Here is a 14,658-nt window from a genome sequence, read left to right on the forward strand (position 1 = left end):
AACTAATTCATATGATAAAGAAGACTCTTTTATTTTTATTGATCCTTCCAGTTCAACTGCTAATCGCACAGTCGAATCTGGTAAATTTTCCGGCCGAGGCAGATCCAATGGAGGTAGGACATCGCATCGCGCATCGTTTTATCGCGGGCAAACATATGCTACATGCCGGTAAATGGATCAGCTATCCGGAGACCTTTTATTGGACGGGTGCAATAAACTATGCCCGTATAACAAATGATGCAAAGCTGATGCAAGCAATGAAAGATCGATTTTCTAAACTTGTATCCAGCGAGCCGCAGTTGCTGCCACCGAAAAATCACGTAGACTTAAATATGTTTGGAAGTCTACCTTTGCGTCTTTACCAACTAACCAAGGAGGAAAGTTACCTCGACTTGGGCTTGCCTTATGCGGATACGCAATGGCAGGTACCAGAAAATGCGGGGCAGGAGGCTAAAAACTGGGCTCAGCAGGGATATTCCTGGCAGACCCGGATGTGGATTGACGATATGTATATGATTACCATTGTACAGACGGCTGCATTTAAAGCAACCGGTGAATCAAAATATCTCGACCGCGCGGCGAAAGAAATGGTGCTTTATTTAGATAAATTACAACGTTCCAACGGATTGTTTTACCATGCACCTGATGTTCCTTACTATTGGGGTCGTGGTAATGGCTGGATGGCCGCGGGTATGACCGAATTACTGCGCATGCTTCCGAAAGACCATGCTGACCGGCCCCGTATTTTGAAGGGTTATCTTACCATGATGGAGAGTTTGAAAAAAGAGCAGCGCAAAAGTGGCATGTGGAATCAGTTGATTGATGAAGCCGACTGTTGGGCAGAAACTTCGGGCTCGGCAATGTTTGCTTATGCGATCATAACCGGGGTAAAGCACGGATGGCTAAGGGAAAAGCAATATGGTCCCGTTGCCCGAAGAGCTTGGCTGGCGCTTGCAAAATATGTTGACGGGCAAGGAGCGGTATCGGAAATCTGCGTGGGTACCAACAAAAAGAACGATAAACAGTATTATTACGATCGTCCTCGACATACAGGCGATTATCATGGACAGGCTGCCTACATGTGGTGTATCAATGCGCTATTGGAAACCAACGACAATTTGTCGTTATACTAAAGTTTCGGTATTTTTGAACCACACGCTATCCATTGTGGACAGCATGCAGTGTAAGCTGAAGGCAACTTAGTTGCCGTCAGCTTTTCTTAATTGCCTGCTTATATACGTATGTCTCAAAAGAAAAATATCATTACGATACAACATCCGGAATCCGTGCATCATACGAATGGTATGATTGGCTCTTGGAACGATTGGCCATTAACGGAAAAAGGGATCCAACAAGCGGAAAATATCGCTGCTAATTTAAAGTCGGAATTTCGGGATACGAAGTTTTCTGTGTATACCTCACCGCTCAGCAGAACAGCTCAGACCGCTGATATCATTGGAAAACAGTTTAATGTCGTTCCCCAATGGGCAACCGCACTAAAAGAACGTTACCTTGGACGAGCGGTGGGGCAATCGGTTCAATGGCTTAAAGACAATATCGAGGCGGAAGAACGATCAATCTACGACAAATGTTTTAGTGATGCAGAATCCAGATTTAACGTCTGGCAAAGGATGATTCCCTTTTATGAAACAGTAATGTCTGGTAATGAAGAGAATATCATCCTTGTTTCGCACGGCGATAGCTTAAGTATCTTCAATGTCATGTGGCTTGGATTGCCGGTGGAAAGCCTTCAAACAATGGATCTATACGGAGTCAGTGGTGGCGTTTCTTTTTTGTACCAAACAGAAATGGGAAAGAGAATCATTAGGCGGATGAGCGACACTTCGTATTATAAAAGCAAAGCAATATGAAGACTCCATCTCCTGAAAACATCAAAGCAGTATTTGATACGTATTATTCCGTCGACATTAAATTTTGGGTTGAATTTGCAAAAGTGGTGGAACGTCGGAGTTTTGCAAAAAATGAAATCGTGAAGGGATACGATAAGACCGAAAAGTTTATCAACATCCTCGTTTCAGGTTCGGTAGGACATTTTATGCCTTATCAGCATAAAGACATCTGTATTAATCTATATTATGAAAACCAGCTATTCAGCGACTACCTCTCTTTTGTATCACAGCGGCCGACTGTCATCAAAACGGAATGCCTCGAAGATACAGAACTTTGGTCGGTAAGCCATCAGAATTTACAGGAGCTTTATGGAAAGTCCGACCGATCGCTCCTTATCGGTAAGGCGATTTCGGATATCATGTTTACGGCTAAACAGTCTGAGCAGATCAATCTGCTTACTTTGCCACCTACCGAAAGATACCTGAAACTGATAAAAGAGCGACCATATATCTTTCAGCGTACACCGCTTAAAATTATCGCCTCCTATCTGGGTATTGCACCGGAGAGCTTGAGCAGAATAAGAAAAAAGATTTCTTAACTTTCGTCAAGTGTTTTTTGTTTTAATGCAGTTATTTTTGGGCATTGCAAAAAAGCTATACAAATAGGATGAAAAGAAAAATCAATTATTGGGCCGTTATTGTTTATTATATTATTGCCATCGCATGCCGCTATTTGACCAACAAAACTGAATTACTGAATGCCATAGACAATCCGTATTTAAAATCCATTCTTACAGGAATGGGGCCTGCGCTTGGAGCTGGGCTTGTGTTTGTGGCTTTTAAGATAAAGCCTATACTCTCCCTCAAAGGAAACTATAAGAGTCTCCTTTATCCGATTACGTTATATTGGGTATTTCCGGTAGTTTTGATCAGCACGGTGTATTATTTTTCAAAAGGTACTATTCCATATTTGACTGTTTTTAGCGTCCTGATCTACGGTCTGCTGGAAGAAATTGGATGGCGGGGCTTTCTCTATCAGGAATTCAAAGCATTGAAGCCTATCTACAACATATTGCTGCTGGCATTACTCTGGTTTTTATGGCATCTCAATTTTGATTTTACGCCGGTTCAGTTCTCGTTTTTCGCCATTTTGGTGTTGGGAAGTTGGGGAATAGGTAAAGTCGCCGATGCAACGGGTTCACTGGTTGCTGTTAGTGCATTTCATTCCCTCAATAATTTCTTTCCCGGTATCAACGCTAAAAGCGGCGCAATTTTGGGTGTACTACTACTTGTTTGGGTAATTGCCTTGGTGCTCCGAAAAAAGAAGAAACAGGCGGCATCAGTGTAGAAAGCCAACTGACATGTTTCAGTTGGCTTTGCTCGTCAAAGGATTGGACTGCCCTCTATTTGGAAATCTTGCTAAACTCGAAAGGAATCTGGAGGCTATCGCCTGCTACATTCGCTTTCAATTGCTCACCGTCGCGCCAGTAAGAAATCTTTTTTGGAAAGGGAAGCGAATCATTATTGCATTCGAACAGGCCATCTTTCATCATGGTCATTGTAAATGCGATAAAATCTTTCTCTTCAGGTACTTTAACCCTTAAATTCCAGTTGCCGTCAGATTTCAGCAAGCGCATGGTTTCCTGATGAATGGTGTCCATGTTTTGCAATGTAAATGCAAAGCCTGCATATTCAGAATCATTCATTTTCTTCCAATATTCAAAGGTCTTTTTATCTTTGGCTTCGTTGGTGCGCTGCCATTCTCCTACGAGCCAATCGAAATTTTCGGACGGCTCCTTTTGACTTCCCACACATTGTATGAAAATTGTAAGAAACCATAATGATACCCATACCTTGGTTAATTTTAGCATATGATATTCGGTTTTTAAAGGTTTTGTCAACTAGTCGATTGTAAAATATGTATGAAACGGTAAGGTGAATTAGCGTATGCCCATATCTCATTAAATTTAATAAAAAATTAGAAGTTTTGAAAGTGATTGATAGTTAAACTGTTAATTTAAATTAATGTTTGTTAAATCTTTGCAGCTTTATGCTAACATGTATAAATAATTCGTTATTTAGGTATAAATGGAAGCATGATGATTTCTGATTTTATAAAAAATAAGCATCTGGCCAATCGAGCGGGATTTGGGATGAGTCTTCAGCAGATTACAGATTTTGAACAGCAATCTCCCACCGCAATATGGAAGCTATATGCGCATGCGCATCCATTCCATCCGATCAGTTTCAGTTCGGAGCAGGGGGAAGTTGATTATACGGCACTATCTCAATTGAATGCTTCTGATAAAAAGCTGGTACAGCAGCTCAACCGCAAGCGTAATATTGAAATCAATCTTAATTTTCTGGAAGCAATGGTGCATGGTGAGGACCAGCTCAGGGAGAAAATGGCTTTTTTTTGGCATGGACATTTTGCCAGCAGGGTCATTAATGCCAATTTTAGTGCGCACATCCTCAATGAAATCAGAAAGCATGCCCTAGGGAATTTTCGGGACCTGCTATTTGCGGTTTCTAAAGCGCCAGCCATGCTCAACTTCCTGAATAACCAGCAGAATAAAAAGGGGCATCCGAACGAAAACTTCGCGCGGGAAGTGATGGAGCTCTTCACAATGGGAAGAGGTAATTATTCTGAATTGGATGTCAGAGAGGCTGCGCGCGCCTTTACAGGGTGGTCTTACGATAAGGATGGTCAGTTTCTGGAGCGCAGAAAATTTCATGATACCGGCAGTAAAACATTTTTGGGTAAGACGGGAAATTTTGATGGAAACGATATTTTGGATAGTATATTGGAGCAGCCTGCTACAGCCCGGTTTATAACCCGAAAGCTATATCGTTTTTTGGTCAACGAACAGGTGGATGAGGAAATTGTCTCTTTACTGAGCCGTGATTTCTATCATTCGGGTTATGATATCAAGCAACTGATCAACAGCATATTTACGGCAGACTGGTTTTACGATTCCAAGCATATCGGCAACAAAGTAAAGTCGCCTATAGAACTTATGGCTGGTATTATGCGCATTTTACCCATGGAGATCGCGTACCCAGAAAACCTTATTGTCTATCAGAAATTATTGGGGCAGATGCTTTTGTATCCGCCGAACGTGTCGGGTTGGCCGTCGGGAAAAGCATGGATAGACAGCTCTACCTTGTTGCTCCGCATGCAGCTGCCGCAGATATGGAGCGGATTGCGGCCGCTCGAACTTGATGTCCATAATGACGATGACCTCGACATGGGGCTGAAACAGTCGAGGGCGCTTGCAAAAGCCTATAAGAATCCAAAAATTTCCATTGACTGGTCCACTGTAGAAGTTACTTTTGGGGGGAGAGACCCTTTTCGTATTTTGTTGCAGCGGCAGATATCCTTTGAAAAAGCATTACGGGATGAATATGACAGTGAAAACATTCGATTGGCAATTATTGAAGCCATGAGCACTCCCGAATATCAGCTTTGTTAACCGTTAGAACGACTACTATGATCCTTAAACGAAGGCAATTTCTCAAAGCGAGTTCACTCGCGTCGGCATCGCTACTGTTGCCTAATTTCTTAAAAGCCCTATCTTCGTCCCCTGCGCTGGAAAATCGGAACAAGGTATTGGTGATATTACAGCTCAGCGGAGGAAACGACGGGCTTAATACGATCATTCCGATCCGTAATGATATTTACTTTCGCGAGCGGCAGACGATTGCCATCAATAATGCGCTGCGGCTCACGGATGAAGCGGGTATTCATCCGGCGTTGCCATTTTTTAAAACGCTTTTTGATCGTGGCGAACTGGCGGTGCTTAACAATGTCGGTTATCCCGATCCAAACAAATCGCATTTTCGTAGCATGGATATCTGGCATAGCGCGAGCCGAAGTGATGAATACTTGGATAGCGGCTGGATAGGACGCTATCTTGATCAGGTCTGTTACGACTGCGACCATCCTACGCAAGCTTTGGAGGTGAACGATATGCTTAGCCTCGCGCTCAAAGGAAGGCAACAAAAAGCGTTTGCGTTTAAAGACCCCAAAAAGCTTTATCAGACCAGTCGTGAAGCGTATTTTAAAAAGCTGTATCAGGAACATCAGCATCAACATGAAGACGAAACAGTTGCTTACCTGTACCAGACACTGGGGGAAACCCTCAACAATGCCGATTATATCTTTGAACAGAGTAAAGCTAGGAAAACTGCAGCGACGTACCCAGACTCGGTGCTTGGGAAGGACCTGAAGACGGTGTCTTCGTTGATTAAATCGGATATCAATACGCAGGTTTATTATTTGCAGATCGGTAGTTTTGATACGCATATCAATCAAAATCAACGGCAGGAGAGCCTATTCCGCACGATCAACGATGCAGTAGAAGCTTTTGTAGAGGATTTAAAGCAAGATGGCCTTTTTCGGCATGTCATGCTCATGACCTTTTCTGAATTTGGTCGGCGGGTGGCACAGAACGCGAGCAATGGTACCGATCACGGTACAGCCAATCAGCTCTTCTTTCTCTCGGGCGGATTAAAAAAGCAAGGATTACTGAATGATTTGCCAGATCTGACCCAACTCAATGAAGGTGATCTCCAGTATACCGAAGATTTCAGAAAGGTGTATGCTACGTTACTTAAAAGCTGGCTTGATGCGGATTCCGACAAAATATTAGGTTGGAAAAATGGGATTTATGATTTTATATGAAATCTACTTTGTATGAAATATAGTATGAAAAACCCTGATCTGAATAGCAGACCAGGGCTGTTTTAACAGGTAGCTTGACTTTTATTAAGCTTTGATAAATAAACCTGCAATGTTAAGTACAGCTTCTGCAGATAATGGTTCATCAAAAGATTGGGTAGCGGCATTGGTGGAGATCTTTCCCATGGAACTGCTGAGTGCCGTAATATCAACGCCTGCTTGCTTTACATTATCTTCACCAGCGTATACAGCGTCGACCACGGTACCGATACCAGAATCATTTGCTCCAGTGATCCAAGGTTTTTGATTTGCTGCAGCGCCCCCGCGTGCACGACGCATCTGACGGATATGCGATGCATGCCTAGCTTCAACCGAATGAATCTGCAATGCTGCAGTAAGGACAACCCGATTGCCAACTAAAATGCCTGCTTGACCTTTGTAAGCGCGTACACCAGTATCTTCAAACGCCTGTGCAACAGCTAAAAATGTGTCATAATCGCTAAATACATTTCCAAAAGTGCCACCAGCCGTAAAATCAAATGTTGGCTTCGATACAGCCTTACTGCCCAATACCTGTTTCAAAAAGTTGACATGGGCGACTTCATGATCCCGTATGGTCGTAATAGCGCCAAGTGGTTTACCCGAAGGAATAAGTCCAGATTTAGCAACCCCCATTGTATAATATTCGGCCTCCAAATATTCGAGCGTGAGTGCATAATTAAGGACGCCATTGACATCCGTAGGAGCGGTTGCACCGTACGCTTTTTTGAAAAGTTCACTGACAAAAAAGGGCAACGCTGCCAAGGTTACTTTTTTACTCATGGAAGCTAGATTTTTAATAGCCTCGCGACGTGGGCTGATACGATCGCTGAACTCAGGATCTACAGCATTTATTTGGTCAAAAACATTTAAAAGATTCATGATAATCCGTATTTAGGTGAATTAATAAGTGGGTAGATCCGATACATCAATTTTAGATTTGATAAAGGGTGCGGCGGCGCTCAGGACGACACTGGGACTTTTAGCAACATCGAGTCCATTGGAATCAACAACTTCCTGGTTGGCGAAGCTGCCATTATCGATCATATCCCTTACCCAAGCGGCATGCCGCGCTTCTACCGAAACAATCTTTCCGGCCAACAGCAGGTAATTAGGGTCTTTGATAAGCCATCCAGCACCATTGTATGCAGATACGCCGAGATCTTCAAATGTTTTGGCGGTTGCCAGGACATTTTCCCGACTGCTAAAATTAATACCTGAAAGATTTAATTCGAGGCTGGAGATTGCTTTGGTACCCAGCGCAACTTTAAAAAATTCACGATGTGCAATCTCGTGATCACGGATATCCGTAAAGAAGGCCTTTTCCATATCGGTCATGCCTGAGTAGGGATTATTGACCAATTGAATGTAAAAAGCAGCTTCGAGTTGCTCGAGGGCATAGGCATAATTGAGGATAGCGATATCGCCACTACCAAAATATAGTCCTTTTCCGCCGTTATCCATGTTATCATCGTGGTCTTTTTTACAGCTAGACAAACCGAGGATGGCCAGCGATGCTGCACTGGCACCTGCAAACTTTAAAAAATCTCTTCTGCGGAGATCCTTTTGGTCTATTTCACCATTGGGAGTCAATAGCGAATCGTTGTGGGGAGTTGTTATCTTTTCCATAACAAAAGTCTTTTAGTTTATAATATTTTTCTGTACTTATCATCATTTACGACTTTTTGGAAAGCTTGGATTTCTAAATCCTAATTTTTTTTTTATTTTTTTCAAAAAAAAAACTGATGCAGACTTGCACCAGTTTTTTAAAGAAGCGTTGGAGTGATTCGTTTTACTTCTTGACCAGTAGAGGCAGATATTTTTCATAGCCTTTGGCTTTCATCTCTTCTTTGGGCACAAATTGGAGCGATGCACTATTAATGCAATACCGTAAACCGCCTTTGTCCGCCGGACCATCATCAAAAACATGTCCCAAATGAGCATCTCCGGTTTTGCTGCGTACCTCTGTGCGGCGCATACCGTGGGAGTTATCAGATAATTCTTCGACTAAGTCGGGATTGATCGGTTTGGAAAAGCTGGGCCACCCACAACCTGATTCAAATTTATCTGTCGAAACAAATAGCGGTTCACCTGTGGTAATATCCACGTAAATGCCATCTCTAAATTCATCATTGTATGCGTTGTCAAAGGCCCGTTCAGTGGCCTGATTCTGCGTTACATCATATTGCAGTGGTGTAAGTTCCTTTTTGAGCGTGCTTCTATCTTTTTTATGGTAACTTTTCGGAGCAGTAACATCTGTGGGAGCAGGGTTAGCTTTGCGCGCTAGATCAAACATCTCTGGAACGATATGGCAGTAGCCACCCGGGTTTTTGTCTAGATATTTTTGATGGTACGCTTCCGCATCGTAGTAATTCTGTAAGGGCTCGAGTTCAACAACTATTTTTGCCGGATATTTCTTGTCCAGTTCGGATAGGCTTTCCTTAATAACAGGAATAACTGCGTTATCGGTATAGAAAATACCGGTACGGTATTGTGTTCCGATATCGTTCCCTTGTTTATTGAGGGACGTGGGATCTATTGTCTTTAAAAACAGATCTACGAGAAGCTTAAGCTCAACTATTTGTGGATCATAGGTGACTTTGACCGTTTCAGCAAAGCCTGTTTTTCCGGTGGAAACCTGCTCATAGCTGGGATTTTTAAAATTACCATTGGCATAGCCTACTTCCGTGCCCGTAACGCCGCGCACCTGTTTGAAAAAATGCTCGGTACCCCAAAAGCATCCGCCGGCAAAATAAATAACCTGATCATGCTTGGGTCTATGGTCGGCCGATTGTTTCTCAATCGGTTTGGATGGATCCGATTTCTGTGAAAACCCAAATTTGCTAAGCATAAATAAGCCTAACCCTAGTAATAGTAATAAAAATGCTTTTTTCATAGCGATTGTCCGTTCTTGTTTTCTAATATACGATGTAAAGACACGAATTGGTTTTAATCAATTTGAAAATTTAAAATCTTGACTCCGTTATCTTACGATAGGTTTCGCTATGAATTTCCATAAAGTATTAAGGAAAAGTTTTCAAAATGGAATCCTTTTTTACCTATAGAAGACAATCTATTCTGTTTTCTGGGTAGACTACTCCGGTCGTGCATCACAACTTTGTTGCATCATCGTACACCATTTGTTGAAGATATCGTCGCTTGTATTCATACGCTATTCGAGGTAATGCCCCTGTCGGATAAGCAAAGCCCGGTATTTATTGAAGACACTGGATTTGGAAACAAAGCCCATATATTTGTTTTCAGGGCCGAGCACGGGCAAGATCCAAGTGTCATCTTTGTTCATCTTAGCCATGACGGATTCCATATTTTCATCTATTAGAACGCTGTCATTTGGTTTTTGAGCCAATTTTTCAAAGGTGCTATCTAGTCCATGCAACTCCCCAAGGAGAACCGAGAATAAAAGTTCGCTGTTGATCAGTCCGATAAATTTACCATCGTAACTGACTATAGGAAATATATTTCGTTTGCTATGAATAATGTCAGATTGCCTCAATTTGGGTGTCTCGTCGGGGCGTAGAATTACAAAGTTTGTTTCTAACACATATTTAATACGCATCATGCTCAATACCGAGCGATCTTTGTCTTCATAGGAGATCAAATCGCCCGACTCTGCGAGTACTTTGGTATAGATTGAATGCTTGCGTGCTGCTCTATTGATAAGATAGGAGATCGAACAGACAAGCATCAATGGTACCATCAATGTATAGCCTCCAGTCACTTCGGCGATTAGAAATATTCCGGTTAAGGGGGCATGCATGATGCCACTCAATGCACCGGCCATGCCGGCGACGACAAAATTTGGAACATTGAGTTCGGCTATGCCGGTCAGATTTATGCCGTATGAAAACGCAAAACCCAATAATCCGCCCATGACTAAGCTTGGTCCAAAAACGCCACCATTGCCACCTCCGTTTAGGGTAAATAATGCAGCAAATGATTTTCCGAAAAGTGTCAATAAAGTATAGCCAAAAACCACCCACCCCATATTGTGATACTCCGAGAATAGACTATTTTTGACGATTGCATTAAATTGTCCGTTAAGAATTTGCTGTATAGTCAGGTAGCCTTCACCATACAGTGCGGGGAATACCAGAATCATCAGTCCTAAAGCGACACCGCTAAACCACACCTTGTGATAAGGGTTTTTGATTTTGCGAAACCATTGGCTGACAACGGCAGATATGCGAGCAAAGTAAATGGTATATAAGCCTATCAGTACGGCCATAAGAAGATAAAAAAACAACGCTGAAACCTGCCAGTAAGAATTAAAATTCGTGAAAAGAGGCTCACTGTACATCAAACGCGAAACCACAGAGGCCATGGCTGAGGAAATTAGCAATGGGATAAATACAGGGATAGAAAATTCGGGCAGCAGAATTTCAATGGCAAAGATCATACCCGCCAGCGGACTATTAAACGCTCCCGCGATACCTGCAGCTGCACCGCAGGCCAGCAGCATAGTCATTTCCTTATATTGCAATCCAAAAAAGCGCGCGATGTTGGAACCAATAGAAGATCCGCCCAAGGCCACTGGAGCTTCTAGACCACATGAACCTCCAAATCCCACCGTGATAGCCGAAGTGAACACCTGTGAATAAATATTACTAGCATCCAGTCGGCTCCCTTTTCGGCTGATGGCGTAAATAATGGGCGTGATGCCATGTTCAATTTTTTTGCCTTTGAGAAATTTTCGGACAAATAATACACTCAACAAAATACCAATTAAAGGAAATACCAGATACAGCGAATATTTAACTTTCCAGTCCACATCGTTTTGAATACTGGTCGCAATAAAATGAGTCAGCCTTTTTAAAACGGATGCCATCAGTCCGCCTACAATGCCTACCAGGAATGCCAATATGATAATAAAGTTTCGATTGGAAACCTTTCTCATACGCCATTGATTGATCTGGTCTATTTTCCTGTAAAAGGTATTTTTGAAATTTGCCATTTTGAACGATTCACCCTTATTTTATCTTTACGAAAAGGTGGGCCAATATAGTCATTATTGCAAGGAATTTGTGCGTCTGCCTATCCAACATGTATTAATACTAACTTATTGTTACATGATATATCCTAATAAACTATCTCCTTCTCTGACCAAATATAGACAACACGAGATACCCTAAAATTCCGGCAAGTAAGGAGGTCAGAAGAATAGCGAGCTTCGCTTCATTAATATGTAACAGATCGCTGAAGGATAAGATCGAAATAAATATAGACATTGTAAAGCCAATTCCGGCCAACAAGCCCACGCCAAGGATATGTCTGAATGAGCTTCCTTCTGGGAGGCTACTGATCCCTAGTTTTGAACATACAAAGGTCATGACCAAAATTCCAAGTGGCTTACCAAGCAATAAGCCAAGGCTAATACCCAAGCCCATAGGTGCGACAAGTCCGGTAAGCATCTCGCTTTCGATGGTGATATTAGTGTTGGCGAATGCAAATAAGGGTATAATGATAAAATTTACAGGTTTTACAAGAGCATGTTCCAAACGCTCCAAAGGAGACTCAATGTCTGTATCATTTGTTGGGATTGTCATGGCGACCATCACACCTGCTATCGTTGCATGTATACCTGAATGGTGTATAAAGTACCAAATGAATACGCCTGGGATCAGGTACAAATAAGGATTTTGTACATTTATACGATTCATGATAAAGAGGACAATCATACCGATGCCTGCATAAAGTAAATAAGTGGTCTCAATGCCCGACGAATAGAAAAAAGCAATTACCAAAATAGCGATCAGATCGTCAACAATAGCCAATGCAGCTAAAAACACTTTTAAACTTGCTGGAATCCTGTTGCCCAATAAACCTATTACAGCTAATGCAAAGGCGATATCGGTTGCCATTGGAATACCCCAACCTCCAACAGTTGCACGGCCTGCGTTGAACGCTATAAATATGAGCGCAGGAACTATGGCTCCTCCAATAGCACATAGTATAGGTAGCGATGCCTGTTTAGGAGAGGAGAGTTCGCCTTCCACGATTTCTCGTTTAATCTCTAGTCCAACAAGTAGAAAAAATATTGCCATTAGGCCATCATTTATCCAAAGTAGAATGCTATACTTTAAATGCACTTTATCAGAATCGAAACCAATAGAAGTGTCCAAAAAAGATTGCAGTGTGGGCCCGGCAGCAGTATTGGCTATAATAAGTGATATAATTACGCAAATAAATAGTAAAATACCACCGGCATTACTTGATTTGAAAAAATTTTTGAATACGGTAAGGTTAATCAATTGACTCATCGTTCTGTCTATTTTTTTTGGACCATAAGTCCAGGTTCGAAAATTGAAATTTACTACTGTCGAATACTGGGTCTTTTTTGCACTTCCGCTGTTCGCAATAATCCGCATAGAGCGTAAGTACTTTTTTGTGCAGCAGGAGTATGGCGATCAGATTGAGCCAGGCCATAAGTCCTACTCCGATATCGCCTAATGCCCAGGCAGATTTAGCTGTGCTGGTACAGCCTACATAGGTAGATACTAAAATCAGCAGTCGTAAAATCCAGATAAGTAAGGTCTTATGTTGTCTTTTTTGACTAACAAAACTGATGTTCGTTTCGGCGATATAATAATAAGCCATGATGGTGGTAAACGCAAAAAAGGCGAGGGCTAATGCGACAAAAGCATTTCCGACGGTGGGGAAATGATGGGATACTGCTTGTTGTGTAAAAGCTGGTCCCATTTCCGTAGCCGGAAGGTGCTGTACAATAAAACCGCCAGCTGGATTTTCAACATTATATTGGCCGGTAAACAAGATCATTAAGGCTGTTGCTGTGCATACAAACATAGTATCAACATATACCGAAAATCCCTGTACGAGACCTTGCTTGATGGGGTGGGATACTTCGGCGGCGGCGGCGGCGTGTGGGGCGGTGCCCTGGCCAGCTTCATTGCTATAAATACCTCGTTTTACACCCCAAGAAATTGCCATGCCTGCTACAGCACCAAATGTGGCTTCCATGTTTAAGGCAGATTTGACGATCAAAGCAATAACGGCAGGGATCTCTGTAAAATTGAGGCCTATAATAACCAAAGCCATAAGGATATAGGCGCCAGCCATAAAGGGTACAACATATTCCGCTACGGTGCTGATACGCTTTACCCCACCTATAATGATAATGGCAAGGAGGCCAGCTATTGCCAACCCCGTCACGCTAGGAGATAGGTAGAAAGCAGACTCGACTGCTGAACTGATGCTGTTGCTCTGCACCCCGGGTAGTAAAAAACCAGTACTTATGATGGTGACGATAGCAAAAGCCCATGCAAAAGTTTTGGATTTTACTCCTTTAAGAATATAAAATGCCGGACCGCCGCGATATTCACCATCGTTTACCTCTTTGTACATCTGGCCAAGGGTCGCTTCTACAATAGCTGAGGCACTACCTAAAAATGCAATTACCCACATCCAAAAAATAGCCCCTGGACCACCCATGGCAATTGCTGTCGCGACACCTGCGATATTCCCCGTACCCACACGCCCTGAAATAGCCAAAGAGAAGGCCTGAAAAGAGGAAATGCCCTTGTCGGAACTACTGCCATTAAAAAGCAAACGGATCATTTCCCGAATCTGCGTCAGTTGAGGACAGCGAAAGCGCACGGTAAAGTATATACCCGTAAGCAGACAGAGGTAGACAAGCGCATCACTCCAGATAATATTATAAATTCTATTGATTAAATCTTCCATCTTGTAAAATTGAATTCTTAGGTCGGCTAAAAGTAGGTAAAAGGAGTCAAGACTATCTGAAATATTGAATAGATTTTGTTTATTTTTCTGAAAATCCTATATATATAATATTTATATAGGCGTGTTATCCTATCTGTATCAAATATTTCTATGCTTTAAATTTTATAAAATGATCAATACATGTTAGATAATTTACCATCTCATGGACGGACGCTTGCTATGCGGCTAAACATTTCAGCATATAGTGAAACCGGGTGGTCTAGATATGACACCTGCAAGTAGCAGGAGATCGGAAGAGTTTACCCTGCGAAAGAGTCTGCAGAATGACGGTTCCAGCGTTTGTGTAAGAGTGGATTTGTCGATTCCTTC

The 14,658-nt window shown here is 42.3% G+C and carries 13 protein-coding genes and 1 pseudogene; 6 read left to right on the forward strand and 8 right to left on the reverse strand.

Annotation, left to right across the window (positions count from 1 at the left end):
- The first annotated feature begins 11 nt into the window (after positions 1 to 11).
- The 4 genes from B2W36_RS16240 to B2W36_RS16255 all read left to right on the forward strand — a co-directional run bounded on the left by B2W36_RS16240 (position 12) and on the right by B2W36_RS16255 (position 3,198).
- On the forward strand, positions 12 to 1,133 hold the full coding sequence (locus B2W36_RS16240) for a glycoside hydrolase family 88/105 protein (RefSeq protein WP_293888729.1): 1,122 nt from the start codon (positions 12 to 14) through the stop codon (positions 1,131 to 1,133).
- A gap of 108 nt (positions 1,134 to 1,241) precedes the next feature.
- Complete coding sequence (locus B2W36_RS16245) at positions 1,242 to 1,871, forward strand: histidine phosphatase family protein (RefSeq protein WP_293888730.1); 630 nt, start codon at positions 1,242 to 1,244, stop codon at positions 1,869 to 1,871.
- Positions 1,868 to 2,449, forward strand: a complete 582-nt coding sequence (locus B2W36_RS16250) for a Crp/Fnr family transcriptional regulator (protein ID WP_293888731.1) — start codon at positions 1,868 to 1,870, stop codon at positions 2,447 to 2,449. Before B2W36_RS16245 ends, B2W36_RS16250 begins: the two co-directional genes overlap by 4 nt.
- A 68-nt stretch (positions 2,450 to 2,517) precedes the next feature.
- Entirely contained in the window at positions 2,518 to 3,198 is a 681-nt protein-coding gene (locus B2W36_RS16255; protein ID WP_293888733.1) for a type II CAAX prenyl endopeptidase Rce1 family protein, read from the forward strand.
- A 55-nt stretch (positions 3,199 to 3,253) separates the two neighbouring features.
- On the opposite strand, the gene B2W36_RS16260 is transcribed toward B2W36_RS16255, so the two are convergent.
- The gene (locus B2W36_RS16260) at positions 3,254 to 3,721 is read right to left on the reverse strand and encodes a DUF6265 family protein (protein ID WP_293880405.1); all 468 of its coding nucleotides are present in this window, start codon (positions 3,719 to 3,721) and stop codon (positions 3,254 to 3,256) included.
- Positions 3,722 to 3,946: 225 nt separating this feature from the next.
- Between B2W36_RS16260 and B2W36_RS16265 the strand changes: the two genes are divergently transcribed.
- Together B2W36_RS16265 and B2W36_RS16270 are read left to right on the forward strand one after the other, a co-directional pair.
- Complete coding sequence (locus tag B2W36_RS16265; RefSeq protein WP_293888735.1) at positions 3,947 to 5,323, forward strand: DUF1800 domain-containing protein; 1,377 nt, start codon at positions 3,947 to 3,949, stop codon at positions 5,321 to 5,323.
- A 17-nt stretch (positions 5,324 to 5,340) separates the two neighbouring features.
- Positions 5,341 to 6,534: a DUF1501 domain-containing protein gene (locus B2W36_RS16270; protein WP_293888737.1), complete on the forward strand. Its 1,194-nt coding sequence runs from the start codon at positions 5,341 to 5,343 to the stop codon at positions 6,532 to 6,534.
- Between the two features lie 84 nt (positions 6,535 to 6,618).
- Here B2W36_RS16270 and B2W36_RS16275 read toward each other — a convergent pair whose 3' ends face one another.
- The 7 genes and pseudogenes from B2W36_RS16275 to B2W36_RS16300 all read right to left on the reverse strand — a co-directional run bounded on the left by B2W36_RS16275 (position 6,619) and on the right by B2W36_RS16300 (position 14,289).
- On the reverse strand, positions 6,619 to 7,452 hold the full coding sequence (locus tag B2W36_RS16275) for a ferritin-like domain-containing protein (protein ID WP_293888739.1): 834 nt from the start codon (positions 7,450 to 7,452) through the stop codon (positions 6,619 to 6,621).
- Between the two features lie 21 nt (positions 7,453 to 7,473).
- Entirely contained in the window at positions 7,474 to 8,199 is a 726-nt protein-coding gene (locus tag B2W36_RS16280; protein ID WP_293880395.1) for a ferritin-like domain-containing protein, read from the reverse strand.
- A 163-nt stretch (positions 8,200 to 8,362) separates the two neighbouring features.
- The gene (gene msrB / locus B2W36_RS22595) at positions 8,363 to 8,866 is read right to left on the reverse strand and encodes a peptide-methionine (R)-S-oxide reductase MsrB (RefSeq protein ID WP_349676338.1); all 504 of its coding nucleotides are present in this window, start codon (positions 8,864 to 8,866) and stop codon (positions 8,363 to 8,365) included.
- Positions 8,867 to 8,890: 24 nt separating this feature from the next.
- A pseudogene (gene msrA, locus B2W36_RS22600) lies at positions 8,891 to 9,466 on the reverse strand (peptide-methionine (S)-S-oxide reductase MsrA); the annotation flags it as partial.
- Between the two features lie 276 nt (positions 9,467 to 9,742).
- Positions 9,743 to 11,542 (reverse strand): chloride channel protein, encoded by a 1,800-nt coding sequence (locus tag B2W36_RS16290; RefSeq protein WP_293888741.1) that lies wholly within the window; start codon positions 11,540 to 11,542, stop codon positions 9,743 to 9,745.
- Positions 11,543 to 11,675: 133 nt separating this feature from the next.
- The gene (gene nhaA / locus B2W36_RS16295; protein WP_293888743.1) at positions 11,676 to 12,848 is read right to left on the reverse strand and encodes a Na+/H+ antiporter NhaA; all 1,173 of its coding nucleotides are present in this window, start codon (positions 12,846 to 12,848) and stop codon (positions 11,676 to 11,678) included.
- Positions 12,832 to 14,289 (reverse strand): alanine/glycine:cation symporter family protein, encoded by a 1,458-nt coding sequence (locus B2W36_RS16300; protein ID WP_293888745.1) that lies wholly within the window; start codon positions 14,287 to 14,289, stop codon positions 12,832 to 12,834. The genes nhaA and B2W36_RS16300 overlap by 17 nt, the downstream gene beginning before the upstream one ends.
- Between the last annotated feature and the right edge of the window lie 369 nt (positions 14,290 to 14,658).

Origin of the sequence: Sphingobacterium sp. UBA3549 (genome assembly GCF_002376635.1) — a bacterium.
Lineage (GTDB): Bacteria > Bacteroidota > Bacteroidia > Sphingobacteriales > Sphingobacteriaceae > Sphingobacterium.